The following is a 22,148-nucleotide window of genomic DNA, read 5'->3' on the forward strand; positions in this document are numbered from 1 at the left end:
AGTCAGCTCGAGCAACACCTGCCTGGTCAATACCGCTCGGCCACGTATTTAAACGGATAGTCTGGTTCCTTGTATCCGTCGGGCTTTTGCCGTTTCGGCAGCGAGACCTTCTTGCGGGCAGGCTGCTTATAGGGAATCCTCTGAAGCATGTCGCTGATGATGTTCAGTCGCGCGCGCCGCTTGTCGTTTGAATTCGCTATGAACCACGAAGCATAGTCGGTGTCCGACGCGGCGAGCATCTCATCGCGGGCACGCGAGTAGTCATACCAGCGGCTATAGGATTTCAGGTCCATCTCGGTCAGTTTCCAGATCTTGCGACCGTCGTGGATGCGTGCCTCGAGACGTCGGGTCTGTTCCTCGGGGCTGACCTCGAGCCAGTACTTGAGCAGGATGATCCCGGAGTCGACGATCGCCCGCTCGACGAGCGGCACGGCCTTGAAGAACGTCTGCACGTCCTCCTCGGAGCAGAAACCCATCACGCGCTCGACGCCCGCGCGGTTGTACCAGCTGCGGTCGAAAATGACGATCTCGCCCGCGGCCGGCAAGTGCGGCACGTAGCGCTGCACATACATCTGGCTTTTTTCACGTTCGCTAGGCGCGGGCAATGCAACGACGCGGAAGACGCGCGGACTGACGCGCTCGGTCATCGCCTTGATCGTGCCGCCTTTGCCCGCGCCGTCACGTCCCTCGAAGACGACGCAGACCTTGCTTCCCGTTTGCACGACCCATTCCTGCAGCTTGACCAGCTCGACATGCAGGTCGAAAAGCGCCTTGCGATATTCCTTGTACGACAGCGCCCTGTCTTGCTCGGGCTGCTCGTTTTCCGACTTTGTTTTGGCCATTCTCTTCTCCCCAGCGCGGACTGTTCCAGCGTACTACGCAATGATCCATTCCCACGGTAGAGCGCGACGCGAAGCAGGGCCATACGACCTTGGTCCAATATCGCCGGTACAGGGCGCGCTGTATGCTGCGGGCGTCCGCTCGCGCCTGCCCGATCCGACTGTCCTCGTCACGCCTCATCCGTATGCCAGCAAAGGGCGGGTTCGGTTCACGTCATCGCCACAGGAGGCCTCATGGATGCCACGGGTCACACGGAGCAGGAAAACTTCGGCGATAGGGAGCCGGTTCTCGATGTCGTCGATCGAGTGTGCGAGTCATGTTTCGGCCTCTTCATGGCGCTGACGTTCGTCGGCACCGTCTCGGCCGTCGGCGCGGGTGCCGACGCGGGGCACAAGATGTTCTACACCGCGCTCGGCTGCAATCTCGCATGGGGCCTCGCGGACGCGGTGATGTTCCTCGTGCGTACGCTGGTGGCTCGCGGCAGGCGTGTGACGCTTGCGCATTCCGTGCGAAGCCAGCCGGATGCGGCCGCGGGCGTTCGGACGCTTCACGACGCAATGGCCGCGTGGCTCAGACCGTTGATCGGCGATACGGAGCTCGAATCCATCCGCAGGCGTGTTGCGGCGCGGCCGGATCTGCCGCAGCGAGCAGTATTCGTGCGCGACGATTTCACCGCCGCCGCGGCTATCTTTGTGCTCGTAGTAGCCGCAACATTCCCGGTCGCGTTGCCCTTCGTGCTGTTCGCGAACGTTCCGACGGCGCTGATCGTCTCCCGTGTCTTGACCATCGCGATGTTATTCGGCAGCGGCATGGCGCTGGGGCATTACGCGGGATTTCGCGGCTGGCAGGCCGGCCTTGCGATGGCGGCGGTCGGCGTCCTGCTCACCGTGGCGATCATCGCGCTCGGCGGATGATCGAGGTCGGCCCCGCCAATCAGCTTCGCTGGCTTCGCGTTTCATTCATCATCGACACCGCGCTTCCTGTAAGACCAAGGTCCGATTCCGCAGCGGTTTCAGCGTGACATCATGTATCTGCAAGCGTTGTAGTCGTCGCATCCGGATACCGAAGAAAATCGACGGGCGGCGATGGCATTGATGGTTCCTTGGGCGGCTATGCCGCTTCACGGCGGAGAAAAAAGATCGAGGCTTCCAGCCATCAGGACTGGCGACTCGGATCGTAACCAGAACGGAGTCGATAGTGAACAGACGGAACTTTGTGCACACGCTCGCGCTTACATCCATGGCCGCGAGTCTGGCTTTGGCGGGTTGCACGACGACCGGAGGCAGTGGCCAGAGCGCCACTACCGACGCCGCCAAACGGCAGGAGATCGACGCGGCCGTGAACGGTGCGCTGTCGAAATTGTTCGATACGGTGCAAGGCTCGCACGAGCTCGTAGCGAAGGCGCAGGGCGTGCTGGTGTTTCCTTCGGTGAAGAAGGCGGCGTTCATCGTCGGTGGCCAGTACGGTGAAGGCGCATTGCGCGTCGGGGGAGCGACGGTCGGTTATTACAGCACCGCCGCGGCTTCGTTCGGATTGCAGGCCGGCGCGCAGTCGACCGCCGTGTTCTTCCTGTTCATGACGAAAGATTCGCTCGAGAAATTCCGCAACGCGAAGGGCTGGTCGGTGGGCGCCGATGCTTCGGTTTCACTGCTGAAAGTCGGAGCTACCGGCACGGTCGATACCTCGTCGGCGACCGCCGACGTCGTCGCGATGGTCTTGACCAATACGGGCCTGATGGCCGACCTGTCGCTGGCCGGCACCAAGGTTACGCGCATGAATCTGTAACAGGGCGCGGCAAGCAGCGGCATTCGATCGATCGTCATGGCGCTGTCACACGGTGGCGCGTCTATCGCGTGTTGCGCGGTTTCGTTACAGCCAGGCCGCGCGACACGCTACGCGTGCTTTGGCACGGCGACGCGCAGCGGATAGTTTTTGGCGGACTCACCCCTTGGCCTCCCTATCATCCCTCCCGTTGTTCCCACGAAACGCTGCGAGCCAGATGCGCTCGCGACGCGCAGCGACGCTGCTTGTAATCTGCACTGACCTTCCTGTTTATTCAATACCGGTAGAAAAGACGAAGCCGAAACACGCGTTCTCGCCGCGGTGCTGCGTTTAGTCATCTGGCTGGCATAAATTTATTTTTTTGTGGTCGGCGAATGCAAATGATTCGCACTGGAATAGCGGGCGATAAAAACGTTGACTTGCGTCAAAAAAACCTCTCGCCGACAAATTAAATTAAATTGGAGAATTAGCGTTCGGTATACCCGCTGACTCTGTGATTCGCGATGCATGAAAGCTTTACGGTTGAAGTTTCCATCTGAAAGCGCTATCTCGCCGGGCTTCACGGGCTAGCGCAAATCCGCCACGGGGCAGGAGAACATTGCGGCTCCTACTGCGACGTTGCCAGTTTGCTAACTTTCCTGTGCGTGCAAACGGACGGCACGGACACTGCCCCGCCCGGCAATAATTAACTGCCTAACAAACGCTGTCGCCATTTTCCGATTGATGGCGGACAACGCAGAACACTATTGAGTAGTTTCCCGAGTAAGCGGCATAAATTAAGGTAACCCTTCGGTAAGTGATTCTGGATAGCCTATACTGACTTCCAGCCACCCGACGTGCGAAGTACCGATTGTGAAGTCAATTATGTGGTTCGAAGCCCAAAGATAAAGACGTCGCAGTTGTACGGAATCCGTTCGCACTGGACCCGGAGGTGCCAATGATTAATCTGATCGTGTACGGCAGACACCTGGCGATCGGGGTAGCGGGAATTCTCACGGCGCTGTACGCGCAACCGCGCCACATGGGTCAATGCGGCCCGTCACAGATCGACAATGCGCGCAACGACGGTCCTCCACTATCCGGGCACGACCGTTCCAGACAGTTTTCACCCAGGCATCACCGGTTTCAGCGCGCTCGCAATATCCCCGGCGTGTCGAGCCGACAGAGTACCCGCGATACCCACGAGCCGCCGTACGCGTTGCCGGCATGGCGGCGCTGTGTCACCGCTTGCGCGTCGTGGCTGCGAGGCGAAGGCGATAGCAGCACGCGGCGCATCCTCGACGCGAGCATGCCGCTGTGCGAGACGCTCGAAATGTTGCCGATTCCGATCGTCACGGTCGACCAGCGGGACCAGATCATCTTCGCGAACGCGCGGGCGGCGCAACTGTTCGGCTACACGAGGGAAGAGCTGATTGGCGCGCCGACCGCCAAGCTGTTTCCGATCGACGGCATCAATGCCGATCGGTCGGGCCCAGGCAATCGTGGCGCGAAGATACAAATCCCCGGCGTCACGACCACGCAGATTCTGATCGCGCGGCGTCGCGATGGCGGCGGCTTTCACGCGGAGGCGGAAACCACGCGATGCCGCGTGCACAATCAGGAATTGCGGATCACCGCGATATCGGATTGCAGTGCGTGCGGCGAAGTCGATGGAAATACGAGGGATCTCGCGCATCTCGCGCGCGTTTCTTCATTGGGCGAACTCGCCGGATCGCTCGCGCACGAGTTGAAGCAGCCGCTTACCGCGATCCTGTTCAACGCGCAAGCCGCACGCAAATTCATGGATGCGGAGACGACCAACGTAGTGGAGCTGCGCGAAGCGCTCGAAGACATCGTGGCCGACAATTGCCGCGCGAACGAGGTGCTGCAAAAGATTCGCGCATTGGTACGCAAAGGCGATGTCGAATTGCAGTTGCTGGACGTCGGCAACGTCGTGCGCGACATCGCGACGCTCGTGCACAGCGATGCGTTGACGCGCGGCGTGCGCACGAGCTTCGACATTCCGGAGAATCTGGCGCTGATTTGCGGCGACAAGGTTCAGCTTCAGCAGGTGATCCTGAACCTGCTGCTCAACGCTTTCGACGCGGTCAAGGATTGCCCTGCCGCGGACCGTCTCGTCGAAACGACAGCGCGTGAGGAATCGGACGGACTGATACGGATAACGGTAAAAGATCGCGGCCAGGGCCTCGACGTCGACAGCATGGAAAGGATTTTCCGGCCATTTTTCACCACCAAACCGCAGGGGCTCGGACTGGGTCTTTCGATCAGCCGCACGATCGTCACGGCGCACCGCGGCCGGCTGTGGGCGGAAAACAACGAGGGCAAAGGGGCATCGTTTCACGTCACGCTTCCCGTCGCGACCGATATCCGACAGAGACTCGCGCCCCGATCATCATGAACCAGATCAACACTCGCGTCTTCATCGTCGACGACGACGACAGCGTGCGCAGCGCGCTCGCCCGCTTGCTGCGCGCCTCCGGCTACCAGGTCGAATGCTTCGACAGTCCTGAGGCCTTTCTCGAACGAGCCGATTTGACGAGCATGCCAGCCTGCCTCGTTCTCGATCTGCAGATGCCGGGCATGACGGGACTCGAAGTGCAGCGCAAGCTCGATCAGCTGCTGCCGATCGTATTCCTGACCGGGCACGGCGACATCGGCTCGAGCGTCGACGCGATGAAAGGCGGAGCGGTCGACTTTCTGCCCAAGCCGGTGCGCGACTCGCTGTTGCTCGCCGCGGTGGATCGCGCGCTCGCGCGCGCGTGTGTGGAAAGCAGGCGGCGCCACGAACGCGAGGAAATAGAAGAGCGGATGCGGCATCTGACCCGCCGCGAACGCGAAGTCATGGAACTCGTCGTGACTGGCCGCCTGAACAAACAGGTTGCGAGCGATCTGGGCGCGGCCGAAAAAACGATCAAGATTCATCGGGCCCGCGTGATGGAGAAGATGAAGGCCCGATCGATCGTCGAACTCGTTCATCTGGTGCGAAAGGGCGGCGTTTGTACGGCCGACGAAGAATAATCGCCCGAACCAGGCGCCGACTCCCGCGTTGCGCCGCCACTTTCAGCGGTGCTGGCCGACACCGCTAGTGGACCAAAGTCTTATATCTCATCGGGGTTTCAACCAGTACGCTAAGGCATCAGTGGTCCACTTTCCGGAGCGACTGCGCGTTCGCGCTGTCATATGGTCAACCCTAACCAATTCGTTGCGGTGGTCGACGATGACGAGTCGGTATGCCGAGCCATCAAGCGTTTGCTGCATTCCGAAGGTATCAGGGCGGAGACGTTTTGCAGCGGTGACGAGTTCTTGAATGCGCTTATGGCAATTCCGTCGTATCGGCCTGCCTGCGTGATTCTGGATGTCCAGATGCCGGGAACCAACGGCCTGGAAGTCCAGCGTCAGCTCGCGCAAATGGGCGTGCCGGTCATCGTGATTACCGCCTATGACGATCTCTCCGTCCGCCAGAGCGCGCTCGCGGCCGGCGCGGCCGCGTATCTGCGCAAGCCTTTCACCAGCGCGATTCTGTTCAAGGCGGTCGAGGTGGCCATCGGTGGTCCGCCGACACCCTGAACGCGCGTCTTCGCGCCGGACGATATGAGACCAAGGTCCGATTGTCGCCGTTTCTTCGGACCACCAAACTGAACTCAGTCAACGCGTCGAACCGAACGCCGGCTGCGCCGCACCGAACTCGAAACCGGACAGGTTGCGGCGCTTGCGTGCCTTTGCGCGTGCGATGCGCCGCGCGGAGTGCGGCAGCGTTCAAGGATAAAAGCGGGAGCGCACGTGATGAAATCAATTTCGGTTTGTCTCGCGATTCTTCTCGGTACCGCTGCGATGCAGGTGGGCGCGGCGGACTTCGACGGCAGCAAACGGCTGATCTGCGCGACGATCGACGCGCACGCCTGCGATCCGGGCATCGCCTGCACGCGCGCGTTGCCCGCGGATCTTGGTCTGCCGAAATTCCTGACTCTCGACTTCGACAAACGCGCGGTCGTCGGTCCCGCGCGCACGACGCCGATGCTGTCGGTCACCAAGGAGGCGGATCAGCTCCTGATCCTCGGCAATGAGTTGGGCTTTGGCTGGACGCTGGTCGTCGATTCGACGGACGGCGAGATGACGCTGACGATCGCCAACAGAAACGATGCCTTCGTGCTGTTCGGCAACTGCACGCCTTTGTGATCAGGCGGAGTGCGCGATGAAAACCGTACCCGTGTCCCTGGTCTCGCCGCGGCCAGATTCTCGCGGCGCTCTCCCATTGCTCGCCGTCGTCGCGGCGCTGACGCTGCTCACGTTGCTCGCGTCGTGCAAGAAGGCGCCACCGCCGCCGGTCGTCGCCGCGCCGGAAGTGACCGTGATGACGGTGACGCAGCAGGACACGCCGGTCGACTTCGAATTTACCGCGCAAACGCAGAGTTCGCGTGAAGTCGAGATCCGCGCGCGGGTGGACGGCTTCCTCGACAAGCGCATGTACACCGAAGGCGCGTTGGTCAAGACGGGACAAACGATGTTCCAGATGGACCGCAAGCCGTTCGAGGCCGCGCTGCGGACCGCGAAAGGTCAACTGGCCCAGCAGCAGGCGCGTCTCGAAGTCGCCAAGGCCAATCTCGCGCGCGTGGTGCCGTTGGCGGCGCAGAACGCGTTGAGCAAGAAGGATCTCGACGACGCGGTCGGCAACGAGAAGCAGAGCGCCGCCGCGGTGATCGCCGCCCAGGGCGAAGTCGACACCGCACTGCTGAACCTCGGCTACACGACGATCAAGTCTCCGCTGAACGGCCTGTCGAGCTTCGCGCGTCTGCAGGATGGCAGCTACGTGACGGCGACCTCGAACGGTTTGCTGACCTACGTGTACCAGCTCGATCCGATGTGGGTGAACTTCAGCATCTCCGAGAACGAGATGCTGAAGTACCGGGATGACATCGCGGCAGGACATCTGCGATTTCCCGCGCACAACGATTTCTCCGTGCATCTGATTCTCGCCGACGGCTCGCCCTATGCCGAGCAAGGTCAGATCGACTTCGCGAACCCGGCGTTCAGTACCGAAACGGGAACCTTCCTCGTGCGCGCGACCTTCAAAAACCCGGAGGGCACGTTGCGCCCCGGCCAGTTCGTGCGGGCCCGCGTTTCCGGCGCGATCCGGCCCAATGCGACGCTCGTGCCGCAGCGCGCGGTGTTGCAGGGCGCGAAGAGCCACTTCGTGTGGGTCGTCGATAGCGCCTCGAAGGCGCATCAGCGCGTCGTCGAAGTCGGCGACTGGCAGGGCAATAACTGGTTTGTTTCCGACGGACTCAAGGCGGGCGAGCGCATCGTCGTGGACGGCGCGCTGCGCGTTACCGCGGATTCGCAGCTGAAAATCATCAAAACCCTGGCGGCCGGCGGGAAAAGCCAGGCGGCGGTGGCGACGGCTGCATCGCAAGGCGCCGCGGCAGCGCCCGCCGCCGAGTGACGGGGCAGTCGCCATGAACATTTCGCGCTACTGCATCGATCGGCCGATTTTCGCGTCAGTCATTTCGATCGTCATCACGCTCGGCGGCGCATTGGCGATGTTCTCGCTGCCGGTCGCGCAGTACCCCGACATCACGCCGCCGCAAATCACGGTGTCCGCCACCTATCCGGGCGCCAGCGCCGAGGTCGTCGCGAACAATGTCGCCGCACCGATCGAGCAGCAGGTCAATGGCGCGGACAACATGATCTACATGAACTCGTCGAGTTCGTCGACCGGCAGTATGACGCTCAACGTGTACTTCCAGATCGGCACGAACCCCGAACTGGCCCAGGTCGACGTGCAGAACCGCGTGAATCTCGCGCTGCCGCAACTGCCGCAATCGGTCCAGGCGCAGGGCATTCAGGTACAGAAAAAGTCACAGGCGTTCATGATGGTGATCGCGATCTATTCGCCCACCAACCGCTACGATTCGACGTATATCGCGAACTTTACGAACATCTACGTGCTTGACGCGATCAAGCGGATTCCGGGCGCGAACCAGTCGAGTATCTTCGGCACGCCAGACTACGCGATGCGGATCTGGCTGAAGCCCGACCGGATGGCGCAGCTGGGCGTGACGGCCGCCGACGTGCAACGGGTCGTCGCGAATCAGAACCAGCAGTTCGCGGTGGGCAGTATCGGACAGTCGCCGACCAGCGGAGCGGTCCAGCAATCGTTCGCGGTCACGACCACGGGGCGCCTCGCCGAGCCTTCGCAGTTCGACAACATCATCGTGCGCGCCGCGAGCGGCGGCGCGGCGATCGTGCGGCTCAAGGACATCGGCCGCGCCGAGCTCGGCCAGAAAGACTACTCGATTCGCAGCCGCTTCCAGGGCAAGCCGGCCACCGTGCTCGCCGTGTATCAGCAGCCGGGCGCCAACGCGCTCGACGTGGCGAAGCAGGTGCGCACGACACTCGCGGAACTGAAGAAGTCGTTTCCGGAAGGCATGACCTACGAAATCGCGATGGACACGACCGAGTTCACGCGAGCGTCGATCTCAGACGTGATCCATACGTTCTTCGAAGCGCTGGTGCTCGTCGTGATCGTCGTGTTCGTATTCCTGCAAAGCCTTCGCGCGACGCTGATTCCGATCATCGCGGTGCCGGTGTCGATCGTCGGCACCTGCATGTTCATGCTGCTGCTGGGCTTTTCGATCAACATGCTGACCTTGTTCGGCATGGTGCTCGCGATCGGTATCGTCGTCGACGATGCGATCGTCGTGATCGAGAACGTTGAACGCAACATCACGGTGCACAAGCTCTCGCCGAAAGAGGCCTCGAAGAAGGCGATGGACGAAGTCGCCGGCCCGGTCGTGGCGATCGTGCTGGTGCTGTGCGCGGTGTTCGTGCCGGTCGCGTTTCTCGGCGGCATCACCGGCCAGATGTACAAGCAGTTCGCGATCACGATTGCGATTTCGGTGGTGCTGTCCGGCATCGTCGCACTGACCTTGTCACCGGCGCTCGCCGCGTTGCTGCTGAAAAGCACGCACCACGAGAAGAAGGGCTTTTTCCGCTGGTTCGACAATCAGTTCGCCCGCATGACGTCGGGCTATACACGCGCGGTCAAGCTCATCATCAAGCGCTTTGTCATGGGGCTCGTGTTCTTCGCGGCGATGATCGTGCTGGCGGTGCTGATGGTGCGCTCGATTCCGTCGGCGTTCCTGCCGCCTGAAGACCAGGGTTATCTGCTCGGCGCGGTCATCATGCCGGACGCGGCTAGCCTCGACCGCACCGGCCAGGTGTCGCAAGTCATCACTGACTATTTCATGAAACAGGAGGCGGTCGGCAGCATCACCACGGTCGATGGTTTCAGCCTGCTCGACAGCCAGAACAAGAACAATGCCGGCACCTTCTTCGTCGGTCTGAAGAGCTTCGACGAACGCTATACGCGGGCCAACCGCGCGACGCAGAACGCGCGCCAGGTTCTGCTCGCCGCGTATCGCTACTTCGCGAACGTCCAGGAGGGCATTATTCTGCCGGTCAACCCGCCGTCGATTCCGGGGCTCGGCACGACAGGCGGCACGGAGGTGTGGATTCAGAGCAAGGGGGATGCTTCCATCGCACAGCTCGCGGGCGTGGCCGACCAGTTCGTGCAGAAAGCGCGGGCGCGCAAGGAGCTGACCGGCGTCACGATGACCTTCAATGCGGCGTCGCGGCAACTGCTGGTCGACGTGGATCGCGACAAGTCGGAGACGCTCGGCGTGCCGGTCGAAGACGTCTATAGCGCGATGCAGACGATGTTCGGCTCGCTGTACGTATCGCAGTTCAACCGCTCGAGCCGGCTGTGGCAGGTGATCCTGCAGGCGGACCCGCGGTATCGCCTGAAGCCTACTGATCTCGATCAGATCTTCGTGCGCAGCACGAACGGCACGATGGTGCCGATCAAGTCGGTGGCAAGCTACCGCTTTACGACGGGCCCGGACCTCGTCACGCGATTCAATAATTTCCCGGCCATCAAGGTCACGGCGAATGCCGCGCCGGGCTACAGCTCCGGACAGGTGATCTCGACGCTGGAACAGATCGCCGCGCAGATGCCGGAAGGCTACGACGTGGCATGGAGCGGCGAGGCATTCGAAGAACGGCAGTCGGGCGGCACCTCCGGGCTCGTCTTCGTGTTCGGTCTCGTGATGGTGTTCCTGATCCTCGCCGCGCAGTACGAGAAGTGGTCGCTGCCGGTCGGCGTGCTGATGGCGGTGCCGTTCGCGCTGTTCGGCGCGCTGCTCGCGATCATGCTGCGCGGCCTGTCCAACGACGTCTACTTCCAGATCGGGCTGACGATGCTGGTCGCGCTCGCCGCGAAGAACGCAATCCTGATCTTCGAATTCGCGGTGCTCAATCGCGAGAGCGGCGCCTCGGTGTTCGACGCGACGATGACCGCGGCGGAAGAACGGCTGCGCCCGATCGTGATGACCTCGCTCGCGTTCATTCTCGGCTGCGTGCCGCTCGCGATCGCGACGGGCGCATCGGCCAACAGCCGTCATTCGATCGGCACCGGTGTGATCGGCGGCATGTTGGGCGCGACGGCGATCGCCGTATTCTTCATCCCGATGTTCTATTACCTGCTCGAAACCATGTCGTCGCGCTCGAAGGGAGGCAAAAAGCCGACGCCGGGCGTGGAGCCCAGCGGCGGCGTAGGACGCGAACCCTCGGCGGTGCCGGGGCCCGGTGCGTCGAGCGAGGCGCCGTCCGCGCCGCAGGCAGGTGAATGACATGCACGGCACGGCACCGGCGCGTTTGCTCGCATCCGTCATGCTGCTCGCGCTGAGCGGATGCCTGCTAGGCCCCAACTACCAGCGCCCGGCGGTCGACGTGCCGGCCACTTATCGTTTCGCCCAGGGCGAGGCGGCGGGCATCGCCAACGCCGTATGGTGGGAGCAGTTTCAGGACCCGGTGCTGGATCAACTGATCGCCGCCGCGCTGCAGGACAATCGCGACGTGAAGATCGCGGCCGCGCGGGTCGACGAGTTTCGCGGGCAGTTCGTGACCACGCGCTCCGGGCTGTTCCCGCAGCTTTCGGCAGGCGCCGACGCGTCGCGTCAACGGGTCTCGCAGGACGAAGGCGTGCCGGTGCCGAAGGGCGTGAGCCCCATCTACAACCAGTTCGACGCGACGCTGGCGGTGTCCTGGGAAGTCGATCTGTTCGGCAAGGTGCGCCGGGAAACCGAGGCGGCACGCGCGAATCTGCTCGCAAGCGAAGAGGGTCGCCACGCCACGATTCTGACGCTAGTGAGCTCGGTCGCGTCGGCCTACATCAATCTGCGCAGTCTGGACCGGCAGCTAGTGATCGCGAAGGAGACCGTGCAAAGCCGCGCGGAATCGGTGCGCGTGTTCGAGGCGCGCTTCCGCTACGGCGAGGTCTCGCAGATGGAACTCGCGCAAAGCCAGTCGGAGTATCAAGCCGCGCAAGTCACGGTTCCGCAGCTCGAAGCGCAGATCGCCCAGCAGGAAGACGCGTTGTCGGTGTTGATTGGCAGGAATCCCGGCGCGATACTGCGCGGCCGTGAGCTGTCGCAGATGGGCACGCCGCCGATTCCCGAGGGGCTGCCGTCCGATCTGCTCGAACGCCGTCCCGACCTGCTGGAGGCCGAGCAGACGCTGGTCGCGCAAAACGCGCTGATCGGGGCGGCGCGCGCGCTGTACTTCCCGTCGATTTCGCTGACCGGGCTGTTCGGTTCGGTCAGCGCGCAGTTCTCGAATCTGTTCACCGGCCCGGCGCGCGTGTGGTCGTTTGCCGGTAGCGTCACGCAGCCGATCTTCACGGCGGGCAACATCACCGGCCAGGTGCACCAGGCCGAAGCGCGCCAGCAGGAATCGCTGTACTCGTACGAAAAGGCGATCCAGGTAGCGTTCCAGGAGGTCGAGGACGCGCTCATCTCCGTGCAGAAGACGCATCAGGCACTCGATGCGCAAAACCTCCAGGTCGAGGCGCTGCACACCTATGCGCACCTCGCGCGGCAGCGCTACGAAGGCGGCTATACGAGCTACATCGAAGTGCTCGATGCGGAGCGCAGCCTGTTCAACGCGCAACTGAACTATGCGCAAACTCAAGGCGCGGTGCTGGCCTCGTACGTCACGCTCTACAAGGCGACGGGCGGTGGCTGGGTGGCCGAGGCGGAAAAACTGACGGCGCCGCCGCCCGCGCCGCAAAACTCGCCGGCGATGGCGCCGGTCTCGCAGAACGCGCCCGCGCCGGCTGGAACGTCGGGTGCTGAGGAGGCGAGATGACGGGTAACGAGCTGATCGCGTGCGAAGAGTGCGACCTGCTTCAACTCGGCGCGCCGCCCGCCGCCGGCAATGCGTTGCGCTGCCAGCGGTGCCGCGCGGAGCTCAGGCGCGGACGCTCGAACGGGCCGGAGTATGCGCTCGCATTCTCGTGCGCGTCCGCGGTGCTGCTCGTGATCTCGAACGTGTTTCCGATCGTCGGTCTGTCGCTGAACGGCCATGTCGTGCAGACGACGCTCGCGGGTTCGGTGCGCATGCTGTACAGCCACGGCTCGTGGCCGCTCGCCTTGCTGGTCGCCCTGACGACGATCGTCACGCCGGTGCTGCAAACCGCAGCGATGTTGTGGCTGCTGCTGCCGCTGCGCTTCGGGCGCGTGCCGTGGCGGCCGGCCGAGTGCTTTCGTCTGTTTCAGCTCGCGCGGCCGTGGGGCATGACGGAGGTGCTGATCCTCGGCTTGCTGGTCGCGCTGGTCAAGCTCGCGCATATCGCCAAAGTAGTGCCGGGCACTGCGCTGTGGTCGTTCATCGCGCTGATGCTGCTGATCGCGGCCGCGGCGGCGACGTTCGATCCGCGCGAGGTGTGGGCGCGCATCACGGCAACGCGTGGCGCGCAGCCATGGCGATTACCGCCGATCCGCGTGCACCGCGACGCCATCACGGCGTCTGCCTACGGGCTCGTGCTGTGCGAAGAATGCGGCCTGCTGCTCAAGCAGCCCAGCGGCGCGGTCAAGCATGTCTGTCCGCGCTGCAAGGCGTCGTTGCACCAGCGCAAGCCCGCAAGCCTGTCGCGTACGTGGGCGTATCTGGTGGCCGCGATGGTGCTCTACATTCCGGCCAACGTGCTGCCCGTGATGGACACGAGTTCGCTGTTCGGCTCGCAGACGGACACGATCATGAGCGGCGTGGTGTATCTGTGGGTATCGGGCTCGTGGCCGCTCGCCGTGCTCGTATTCATCGCGAGCATCGTCGTGCCGATGCTGAAGATTCTCGGCATCGGGTATCTCGCGCTGTCGACCCAGCTTCGTTGGCAATGGCTGCCCGGGCAGCGCACGCGGATCTATCGCCTGATCGAGCTGATCGGTCGCTGGTCGATGCTCGACATCTACGTGATCACGATGCTGGTCGCGCTGGTGCAATTCCAGGCGCTGGCGACGATCAAGGCCGGGCCGGCGGCGATCGCGTTCGGCGCGGTCGTCGTGCTGACCTTGCTCGCCGCGATGGCGTTCGATCCACGCCTGATGTGGGACGCTTTGGAGACGGAACGTGTCCACTCCGACTGAAGAGCCCGAACTGCCCGCCGCGGAGCCGGTGCCGCGCTCGCGCTGGCGGATGCAACTGGTCTGGCTCGTGCCGATCGTGGCGATCCTGATCGGCGGTTGGCTGGCGGTGAAGGCGGTGCTGGAGCGCGGCGAACAGATCAGCATCAGTTTCAAGACCGGCGACGGTCTCGAAGCGGGCAAGACCAAGCTCAAGTTCAAGGACGTCGATATCGGCGTGGTCGGAGCGGTCTCGCTGACGCCGGACCACAAGCGCGTGGTGGCCAAGGCCGAGGTGACGCGCGACGTGGCGGACCTGCTGGTCGACAACACACGCTTCTGGGTCGTGCGTCCGCGCATTTCGGGTGGCACGGTGTCGGGGCTCGGCACGCTGCTGTCGGGCTCGTATATCGACGTCGACGTCGGCAATTCGCCAAAAGCGCGCCGCAGTTTCGTCGGCCTCGAGGAGCCCCCCGTGATCGCCAGCGACGTGCCGGGGCACGAGTACACGTTGCATGGCACGGCACTCGGCTCGCTCGACGTGGGTACGCCCGTGTTTTTCCGCAGAATTCAGGTGGGCCAGGTCGCGTCGTACCAGTTGGACCCGGACGGCCGCGGCGTCACGGTGAAGGTGTTCGTCAACGCGCCCTACGACCGCTTCGTCAGAACCGACACGCGCTTCTGGCACGCCAGCGGTGTCGATATGGCGTTCGACAGCAGCGGCTTGCGCGTCGAAACGCAGTCGATCGTATCGATCATCATCGGCGGGATCGCGTTCGAATCGCCGCCCGATTCGCAGGTAGAGACGAGCGCCGATACCAGCACCACGTTCCAGCTCTACAGCACGCGCGCTGACGCGATGAAGTTGCACGATCGCATCGTTGTCAAATACGCGGTGAACTTCACGGATTCGGTGCGCGGTCTGGCAGTAGGCGCGCCCGTCGATTTCCGCGGCGTCGAGATCGGCGAAGTCACGGCGATCTACACGCGCTTTGACCCGCAGACGCGCCGCTTCAGCATTCCGGTCGAGATCAATATCTATCCGGAGCGGTTCACGTCGCGATATCAGAACGACGGCGCCGGCGGACACCTCACCAACGACCCGCGCGGTCTCGCGAACTATCTGGTCGAGCACGGCTTCCGCTTCCAGTTGAGAAGCGGCAATCTGCTGACTGGCCAACAGTACCTCGCGCTCGACTATTTCCCCGACGCGCCGAAGGCGTCGATCGACTGGAGCAAGACGCCGCCCGAAATGCCCGCGATTCCGCGCACGCTGCAATCGCTGCAGGAATCGGTCACGCGACTGCTCGCCAAGATCAACAACATACCGTTCGAGGATATCGGCAAGGACGCGCGCTCGACGCTGCGCACCACCAACGCGATGCTCGGGCAGCTCAACACGCAGGTCGTGCCGAAAGCGCGCGACACGCTGCTGTCCGCGCAATCGACGCTCGATTCCGCGAATGCCGCGCTGCAGCCGGACTCGTCGCTGCAGCAATCGACGGAAGACGCAATGCGTGAATTGACTCGCACCGCTGCCTCGCTGCGCACGCTGGCCGACTATCTGGCGCAGCATCCGGAATCGCTCGTGCGCGGCAAGTCCGAGGACAAGAAGCCATGACAGATGCGATGGGCCGCTTTATAAGCCGCCTCGCGGCCGGCCTGATGCTCGTGCTCGCCGGCGCTCTGCTCGGCGCCTGCAAGTCGCCGGCGACGAACTTCTACACGCTGAGCCCGGACGATTCGTTGAGCAGCACCGGCGCGAGCCAGCCGATTACGGCGGTGATCGGTCCGGTCACGATACCCGAGATCGTGGACCGGCCGCAGATCGTCACGCGGATCGCTAACAACGAGGTCGCGGTCAACGAATTCGACCGCTGGGCGCAGCCGCTCGGTGGCGACATCGGCCGCGTGATCGCGGCCGATCTCGGCGCGCTGCTGAACTCGCAGCAGATTTCGGTATTCGATGCGGTACGCGATCCGTCCGTCGTCTGGCGCGTGCGGATCGACGTGATGCGCTTCGAGTCCGTGCCGGGGCGCGACGTCACCGTCGACGTGCTGTGGGCCGTGCGGCCGCCCGGCAAGGTCCGCGCCGTCACCGGTCGCTCGGTCGCGCGCGAGAGCGTATCCGGTCCCGGATTCGAGCCGATCATCGCCGCCCACGATCGCGCGCTCGCCTCGGTGAGCCGCGATATCGCCGCAGCGGTGCAGGCAAAACCTGCTCAATGAGACGTCGCGCTGCGTCACGTCGACACGCGCCGCGCCCGAACCCGTGCGCTGCACCGGGTCGCGCGCATAATAAGACCTTGGTCCGATTGCTAGAGCTCTGGGTCAACTCCACGATTCAATCGATGCACGGCGCGTGCCTCGGCACCGATCGTGACGCGCACCTTTCAGGAGTCTTCCGATGGACGCTGAAACGCTGTTGTCACAAAGCCAGGACATTGCCTCAAAAATCAACCACGTGCTGCAGAAGCGCACGCAAATCGCCCAGCGGCATCTGAATGAACGGGTCACCGAAACGCTGGGGCTCGATCACGATGGCGCCCCGACCGCAAGCGCGATGTCCGCGCCATTCGATCCGCTCAGTGCGTGGCAATACACGGTGGACGCCGCGCAGCGCTCGCTGCTGTTCTGGGACACGCTGTACCGGCGCGGCAACGAATTCGTCGAACGCAGCGTCAGCGGTCCCACGCCCGTGCTGCATTTCGAGTACGACATGGTGCTGGACGGCCGCACGTTTGAACGGCCGGTCAACTATGCGCTGCTGCAACTTCGTCCGCTCGAAGGCGTGGGCGTGGACGTGCGCAAACGCCCGTATCTGATCATCGATCCGCGCGCGGGGCACGGCCCCGGCATTGGCGGCTTCAAGGACGATTCGCAGGCGGGCATCGCGCTGCGCGCGGGCTATCCCGTCTACTTCGTGGTGTTCTTTCGCGACCCAGAGCCCGGTCAGACCCTGCTCGACGTGTGCAACGCCGAGCAGCTATTCGTGCGCAAGGTGCGCGCGCTGCATCCCGACAGTCCGAAGCCCGCGATCATCGGCAATTGCCAGGGCGGCTGGGCGGCGATGATGCTCGCCAGCTCCGACCCCGAGGAGACCGGCCCGATCGTCATCAACGGTGCGCCGATGTCGTACTGGAGCGCGGCCTGGAGCGAAGGCGAGGGCGACAACCCGATGCGTTACGCGGGCGGCATGCTGGGCGGCGCCTGGCTCGCGTCGTACGCGGCGGATCTCGGCAACGGCAAGTTCGACGGCGCGTATCTGGTGGAGAACTTCGAGAACCTGAATCCCGCCAACACGTTCTGGGACAAGTACTACCACCTGTTCTCGAACGTCGATACCGAGCCGCCACGCTTTCTGGAATTCGAGCGCTGGTGGGGCAGCTACTACCTGATGAATCGCGAGGAGATCGAATGGATCACGCGCAACCTGTTCGTCGGCAACAAGCTGTGGTCGGGCGGAGTGACGAACAGCAGCGGCCAGGCTTTCGATCTGCGTGAAATCCGCTCGCCGATCATCCTGTTCGCGTCGATGGGGGACAACATCACGCCGCCTCAACAGGCGTTCAACTGGGTGGCGGACCTGTACGGCAGCACCGAGGAGATCAAGTCGCGCGGCCAGGTGATCGTCGGTCTGACGCACCAGAACATCGGGCATCTGGGCATTTTCGTGTCCGGGAAAGTCGCGAAGAAGGAGCACAAGCAGATCATGTCCGTGCTCGAGACCATCGAAACCTTCCCGCCGGGACTCTACGGCATGACCATCAACGAGGCCAGGAACGCGGCCGGGGAGATCGAATACGCAGTCGAATTTCATGAGCGGCGGCTCGAGGAGATAGCCGCGCGTCTGAACCGCTTCGGCCGCATCGACGAAAAGCCGTTCGAAGCAGTCGCCGCGGTGTCCAATCTGAATCAGCGCATGTATGAACTGCTCGCGCAGCCGTTCGTGCAGGCGATGTCGAACGAAACGAGCGCCCGCCTGCTGCGCCAGTTTCATCCGCTGCGCTGGCAGCGCTGGGCCGTGTCCGCGATGAACCCGTGGCTTGGCTGGCTGCCGGTGGCCGCGCAGTCGGTTCGTGAGAATCGCCAGCGGGCCGCCGCCGATAACCCGTGGAGCAAGCTCGAACACAACGGCTCGCAAATGATCAGCGCGTCGCTGGACTATTACCGCGCGATGCGCGACGCGGGGACCGAGGCCAGCTTCTTCAGCGTGTACGCGAATCTGTATGCGACGTATCTGAGCAAGCCGGCCGCCGATGGCGTGGCCGCGCAAGCCGGCGCGATCGATCCGCGCGAGCTGCCGTTCGTGCGCACGGCGTTGCAGGCGATCGGCGACGGCGGCTACACGGAGGCGCTCGCGCGCGCGGCCTATCTGTTGTCGCGCAAGGGCGGGTCGTTGCCGCTCGCGCGCCTGGAGATGCGCAAGGAGATCGTCGAAAGTTACGCGGAGTACCTGCCCGACATCAGCCCCGATCACTGGCGGCGGATCCGGGGCGAGCAGGAAATCATCGTCAGCTTCGAACCGGACGAGGCGATAGCCACGCTGCCGAAGCTGCTTTCCCACAGCGAGGACCGCGAGCGCTTTCTACAACTGCTCGACAAGCTGGCGAGCGACGAGCGCGTGTTGAACACCGCGCCCGACGCCGCGCAAAAGGAGGCGTTCGAACGCATCCGCGCGGTGCTGGGTTCGGGCGAGAGCCGCAAGCGCAACGCACGTTTGCCTGACTCTACTCGCACGTGAGCAACTGGCGCGATGCGCGGCAGGACGCAAGCGTGACGGAACCGTGCGCACGGCGCCCGTATGCACGGCGCCCGTCAGCATGGCGTGCCACGCGTCACGAATCCAACGCACCGTACACACGAGGAATACGCAGATGGAAAAGCACGCGAAGTATCAGCGTCTGATCGATTTCTGCCGGACGCTGCCGGCGATGCCGACAGCGGTCGCGCATCCGTGCGACCAGAGTTCGCTCAATGGCGCGGTCGAAGCAGCCGGGATGGGACTGATCGCGCCGCTGCTGGTCGGGCCGCGCGCGCGCATCGAAGCGATTGCCGCCGAACACGGCATCGACATTTCGAACTTCACGATCGTCGATGCGCCGCATAGCCATGCCGCCGCGGCAGCAGCCGTGCAACTGGTGCGCGAAGGCAAGGCGGAGGCCCTGATGAAAGGCAGCCTGCATACGGACGAGCTGATGGCCGAGGTGATTCGCCGTGACACCGGCCTGCGCACCGAGCGGCGCATCAGCCATTGCTTCGTGATGGACGTGCCCGGGTACGAGAACGCGCTGATTATCACCGACGCCGCGATCAACATCTTGCCGACGCTCGAAGAGAAGGTCGACATCCTGCAGAACGCGATCGATCTCGGGCACGCGCTGAAACTTGACGAAGTCCGCGTGGCGATCCTGTCCGCGACCGAGAGCGTCAATCCGAAAATTCCATCGACGGTGGAAGCGGCGGCGCTGTGCAAGATGGTGGACCGCGGGCAGATCACCGGGGGGCTCGTCGACGGTCCGCTCGCACTCGACAACGCGATCAGCATCGAAGCCATGCGCATCAAGCAGATCGAGTCGAGGGTGGCCGGTCGCGCCAATGTATTGATGGTGCCGGACCTCGAAGCGGGCAACATGCTCGCGAAAAGCCTGTCGTTTCTCGCCGGCGCGGACGCGGCGGGCATCGTGCTCGGCGCGCGCGTGCCGATCATTCTGACGAGCCGCGCGGATTCCCTATCGACGCGTCTCGCGTCGTGCGCGGTCGCCGCGTTGGTGGCCAAGGCACGGCGCGAGGCCGGCAAGGTGGTCGGGTGACGTCATGGCGGATGTGATCCTCGTATTGAACGCAGGTTCGTCGAGCCTCAAGTTCAGCGCCTTCGACGCGCAACCAGCGCAACTCGAGCTCATTTTGCGCGGTCAGATCGAAGCGCTCTACACGAGCCCGCGTTTTCGCGTGACGGACCGCGACGGTAATGCCAGCTCGCACGAATGGGGCGATGGCCATCGGCTCGGCCATCAGGGCGCGATCGAATATCTGGGCGGCTTTTTGCACGACCACGGTGGCGGCAATCAACTGAAGGCGGTCGGGCATCGCGTCGTGCACGGCGGGCAGCGCTTTGCCGGTCCCGTCCTCGCGACCTCCGAGGTGATCGACCAGCTGGACAGCCTGAGCCCGCTCGCGCCGCTGCATCAGCCGCATAACCTGACCCCGATCCGCATCCTCGCGCAGCTGCGTCCCGACCTTCCACAGGTCGCGTGCTTCGACACCACGTTTCATCGCACGCAGACCGAGACCGCGCAGGCCTATGCGCTGCCCCCCTCGATTACCGACCACGGCGTGCGGCGCTACGGTTTTCACGGGCTCTCGTACGAATACATCGCGAGCGTGCTGCCGGAGATCGCACCGGCCGCGGCGGCGGGGCGCACCGTCGTCGCGCATCTGGGCAACGGCGCGAGCATGTGTGCGATGGTCGCGGGCAAGAGCGTGGCGAGCACGATGGGCTTCACGGCGGTGGAAGGCCTGCCGATGGGCACGCGTTGCGGCAGCCTCGACCCCGGCGTGATGCTCTATCTGCTCGACGAGCTGAAGATGGATACGCAGTCGATCGCGGACCTCATTTACAAGGGCTCGGGGCTGCTCGGCATGTCGGGCATCTCGGGCGACATGCGCGTGCTGCTCGACAGCGACGACCCGCGTGCCCGCTTTGCGATCGACGTCTACGCCTACCGCATCGGGCGCGAACTCGGCAGTCTCGCCGCGGCGATGCAAGGTCTCGACGCACTGGTGCTGACGGCCGGCATCGGCGAGCACGCCGTCGCGATCCGCGAGCGCATCGTGCGCGATGCCGCGTGGCTCGGCACCGAACTCGACGAAGCGGCCAATCGGGCGGGCGGCCCGCTGATCACCCGCGCCTCGAGCAGGCTGCCGGTCTGGGTCGTGCCCACCAACGAGGAACTGATGATCGCCCGCCATACGCGCGCTGTCGCCCCATAGAGGAGTTTGACCATGTCTGTCGAGCAACCGGGTTTGATTCTGCGAGGAGCGAAGGCCCTCGTGACCGGCGTCGCCAACGAGCATTCGATTGCGTACGGATGCGCGAAGGCGTTTCACGACCTCGGCGCGAGCGTTGCGCTCACCTATGCGAACGCCAAGGCGGCTCCATATGTGGAACCGATCGCCAAAGCACTCGATGCCGAGATCTTCATGCCGCTCGACGTAACGGGCGAGGACGAAATGGAGGCCGTGTTCGAGCGGATCGAGAAGACATGGGGAAGCCTCGATATTCTCGTTCACGCCGTTGCATGGGCGCCGAAAGCGGATCTGCAGGGCGGCTTGCTGCAATCGTCGCGTGAGGGCTTCCTGAGCGCGATGGACATCTCCTGCCATTCGTTCGTGCGGATGGCGCGCCTCGCCGCGCCGCTAATGAAAGACGGCGGCACCATGCTGACGATGAGCTACTACGGCGCGAACAAGGTCGTGCCGAACTACAACCTGATGGGCCCCGTCAAGGCGGCGCTCGAAGCCTGCGCGCGCTATCTGGCGTTCGAGCTGGGACCGAGGGGCATCCGCGTGCACGCGATTTCTCCCGGGCCGCTGCAGACCCGCGCCGCTTCGGGCCTGAAGGATTTCGAGCTGCTGCTCAACGAAGCGGTGCAGCGCGCGCCGCTCGGCGAACTCGTCGACATCATGGATGTCGGCTATACCTGTGCGTTTCTGGCCACGCCGTATGCGCGGCGGGTGTCCGGTTCTACCTTGTATATCGACGGCGGATTGAACATCGTGGCATAGGGCCTGTTCACGCTAATAACGGGCTTGCGCTGGCCGCCAGAAGGGCCGAGCGCGAGGATTGCGACGCAACGAATACTCGACGTATTCGCAAGGAGCATGACGCGGCGATCGGCCCTTCTGGCGGCCAGCCCCTTGAAGGTTTTTTTAAAACAGGGGAACGTGCCTTTCCGCCCGTATTGCGGCGTCGGTCGTCGCTTGTTTGGCTCGGCCAAACGGCGCTCCTCTCTCCTTGCACTACGCGCGCAAAGGCACGTTCGCAAGCCCGTTATTAGCGTGAACAGG

General features: G+C 63.7%; 17 protein-coding genes. 16 read left to right on the forward strand and 1 reads right to left on the reverse strand.

Annotated features, from left to right (window positions below; genetic code table 11):
* Positions 1 to 26: 26 nt before the first annotated feature.
* Positions 27 to 842, reverse strand: a complete 816-nt coding sequence (gene ppk2 / locus F6X39_RS15725; protein ID WP_187617266.1) for a polyphosphate kinase 2 — start codon at positions 840 to 842, stop codon at positions 27 to 29.
* 231 nt (positions 843 to 1,073) lie between these two features.
* Here ppk2 and F6X39_RS15730 point away from each other — a divergent pair, with 231 nt between their 5' ends.
* From F6X39_RS15730 to fabI, 16 genes are all read left to right on the forward strand, one after another.
* Positions 1,074 to 1,754: a hypothetical protein gene (locus tag F6X39_RS15730; protein ID WP_187617267.1), complete on the forward strand. Its 681-nt coding sequence runs from the start codon at positions 1,074 to 1,076 to the stop codon at positions 1,752 to 1,754.
* Positions 1,755 to 2,037: 283 nt separating this feature from the next.
* The gene (locus F6X39_RS15735) at positions 2,038 to 2,625 is read left to right on the forward strand and encodes a YSC84-related protein (RefSeq protein ID WP_410450206.1); all 588 of its coding nucleotides are present in this window, start codon (positions 2,038 to 2,040) and stop codon (positions 2,623 to 2,625) included.
* Positions 2,626 to 3,559: 934 nt separating this feature from the next.
* A complete protein-coding gene (locus tag F6X39_RS15740; RefSeq protein ID WP_187617268.1) occupies positions 3,560 to 5,020 on the forward strand; it encodes a PAS domain-containing sensor histidine kinase in 1,461 nt (486 codons plus the stop codon).
* The gene (locus F6X39_RS15745; protein ID WP_187617269.1) at positions 5,017 to 5,640 is read left to right on the forward strand and encodes a response regulator transcription factor; all 624 of its coding nucleotides are present in this window, start codon (positions 5,017 to 5,019) and stop codon (positions 5,638 to 5,640) included. Before F6X39_RS15740 ends, F6X39_RS15745 begins: the two co-directional genes overlap by 4 nt.
* A 162-nt stretch (positions 5,641 to 5,802) precedes the next feature.
* The gene (locus tag F6X39_RS15750; RefSeq protein ID WP_187617270.1) at positions 5,803 to 6,189 is read left to right on the forward strand and encodes a response regulator transcription factor; all 387 of its coding nucleotides are present in this window, start codon (positions 5,803 to 5,805) and stop codon (positions 6,187 to 6,189) included.
* A gap of 216 nt (positions 6,190 to 6,405) precedes the next feature.
* Complete coding sequence (locus F6X39_RS15755; RefSeq protein WP_090808966.1) at positions 6,406 to 6,798, forward strand: hypothetical protein; 393 nt, start codon at positions 6,406 to 6,408, stop codon at positions 6,796 to 6,798.
* Between the two features lie 16 nt (positions 6,799 to 6,814).
* Complete coding sequence (locus F6X39_RS15760; protein WP_187617271.1) at positions 6,815 to 8,062, forward strand: efflux RND transporter periplasmic adaptor subunit; 1,248 nt, start codon at positions 6,815 to 6,817, stop codon at positions 8,060 to 8,062.
* A 13-nt stretch (positions 8,063 to 8,075) separates the two neighbouring features.
* Entirely contained in the window at positions 8,076 to 11,309 is a 3,234-nt protein-coding gene (locus F6X39_RS15765) for an efflux RND transporter permease subunit (RefSeq protein WP_187617272.1), read from the forward strand.
* A gap of 1 nt (position 11,310) precedes the next feature.
* Positions 11,311 to 12,825 (forward strand): efflux transporter outer membrane subunit, encoded by a 1,515-nt coding sequence (locus F6X39_RS15770; RefSeq protein WP_187617273.1) that lies wholly within the window; start codon positions 11,311 to 11,313, stop codon positions 12,823 to 12,825.
* The gene (locus F6X39_RS15775; protein WP_187617274.1) at positions 12,822 to 14,102 is read left to right on the forward strand and encodes a paraquat-inducible protein A; all 1,281 of its coding nucleotides are present in this window, start codon (positions 12,822 to 12,824) and stop codon (positions 14,100 to 14,102) included. Before F6X39_RS15770 ends, F6X39_RS15775 begins: the two co-directional genes overlap by 4 nt.
* On the forward strand, positions 14,086 to 15,699 hold the full coding sequence (locus tag F6X39_RS15780; protein ID WP_187617275.1) for an intermembrane transport protein PqiB: 1,614 nt from the start codon (positions 14,086 to 14,088) through the stop codon (positions 15,697 to 15,699). Before F6X39_RS15775 ends, F6X39_RS15780 begins: the two co-directional genes overlap by 17 nt.
* Positions 15,696 to 16,307, forward strand: a complete 612-nt coding sequence (locus F6X39_RS15785) for a membrane integrity-associated transporter subunit PqiC (protein WP_262414721.1) — start codon at positions 15,696 to 15,698, stop codon at positions 16,305 to 16,307. The genes F6X39_RS15780 and F6X39_RS15785 overlap by 4 nt, the downstream gene beginning before the upstream one ends.
* 178 nt (positions 16,308 to 16,485) lie before the next feature.
* Positions 16,486 to 18,822 carry a DUF3141 domain-containing protein gene (locus F6X39_RS15790; protein ID WP_187617276.1) on the forward strand — a complete coding sequence of 779 codons (2,337 nt, stop codon included), beginning with the start codon at positions 16,486 to 16,488 and terminating at the stop codon, positions 18,820 to 18,822.
* Between the two features lie 79 nt (positions 18,823 to 18,901).
* Positions 18,902 to 19,891: a phosphate acetyltransferase gene (locus F6X39_RS15795; RefSeq protein WP_187611551.1), complete on the forward strand. Its 990-nt coding sequence runs from the start codon at positions 18,902 to 18,904 to the stop codon at positions 19,889 to 19,891.
* A gap of 4 nt (positions 19,892 to 19,895) precedes the next feature.
* Entirely contained in the window at positions 19,896 to 21,071 is a 1,176-nt protein-coding gene (locus F6X39_RS15800; RefSeq protein ID WP_187617277.1) for an acetate/propionate family kinase, read from the forward strand.
* 12 nt (positions 21,072 to 21,083) lie between these two features.
* The gene (gene fabI / locus F6X39_RS15805; RefSeq protein WP_187617278.1) at positions 21,084 to 21,866 is read left to right on the forward strand and encodes an enoyl-ACP reductase FabI; all 783 of its coding nucleotides are present in this window, start codon (positions 21,084 to 21,086) and stop codon (positions 21,864 to 21,866) included.
* Positions 21,867 to 22,148: the final 282 nt, after the last annotated feature.

Origin of the sequence: Paraburkholderia sp. UCT2 (genome assembly GCF_014397665.1) — a bacterium.
Classification (GTDB): domain Bacteria; phylum Pseudomonadota; class Gammaproteobacteria; order Burkholderiales; family Burkholderiaceae; genus Paraburkholderia; species Paraburkholderia tuberum.

Coding starts and splice junctions, on each gene's coding strand:
- ppk2 (WP_187617266.1), bottom strand. CDS start 842: ATGGCCAAAACAAAGTCGGAAAACGAGCAGCCCGAGCAAGACAGGGCG.
- F6X39_RS15730 (WP_187617267.1), top strand. CDS start 1,074: ATGGATGCCACGGGTCACACGGAGCAGGAAAACTTCGGCGATAGGGAG.
- F6X39_RS15740 (WP_187617268.1), top strand. CDS start 3,560: ATGATTAATCTGATCGTGTACGGCAGACACCTGGCGATCGGGGTAGCG.
- F6X39_RS15745 (WP_187617269.1), top strand. CDS start 5,017: ATGAACCAGATCAACACTCGCGTCTTCATCGTCGACGACGACGACAGC.
- F6X39_RS15750 (WP_187617270.1), top strand. CDS start 5,803: ATGGTCAACCCTAACCAATTCGTTGCGGTGGTCGACGATGACGAGTCG.
- F6X39_RS15755 (WP_090808966.1), top strand. CDS start 6,406: ATGAAATCAATTTCGGTTTGTCTCGCGATTCTTCTCGGTACCGCTGCG.
- F6X39_RS15760 (WP_187617271.1), top strand. CDS start 6,815: ATGAAAACCGTACCCGTGTCCCTGGTCTCGCCGCGGCCAGATTCTCGC.
- F6X39_RS15765 (WP_187617272.1), top strand. CDS start 8,076: ATGAACATTTCGCGCTACTGCATCGATCGGCCGATTTTCGCGTCAGTC.
- F6X39_RS15770 (WP_187617273.1), top strand. CDS start 11,311: ATGCACGGCACGGCACCGGCGCGTTTGCTCGCATCCGTCATGCTGCTC.
- F6X39_RS15775 (WP_187617274.1), top strand. CDS start 12,822: ATGACGGGTAACGAGCTGATCGCGTGCGAAGAGTGCGACCTGCTTCAA.
- F6X39_RS15785 (WP_262414721.1), top strand. CDS start 15,696: ATGACAGATGCGATGGGCCGCTTTATAAGCCGCCTCGCGGCCGGCCTG.
- F6X39_RS15790 (WP_187617276.1), top strand. CDS start 16,486: ATGGACGCTGAAACGCTGTTGTCACAAAGCCAGGACATTGCCTCAAAA.
- F6X39_RS15795 (WP_187611551.1), top strand. CDS start 18,902: ATGGCGTGCCACGCGTCACGAATCCAACGCACCGTACACACGAGGAAT.
- F6X39_RS15800 (WP_187617277.1), top strand. CDS start 19,896: ATGGCGGATGTGATCCTCGTATTGAACGCAGGTTCGTCGAGCCTCAAG.
- fabI (WP_187617278.1), top strand. CDS start 21,084: ATGTCTGTCGAGCAACCGGGTTTGATTCTGCGAGGAGCGAAGGCCCTC.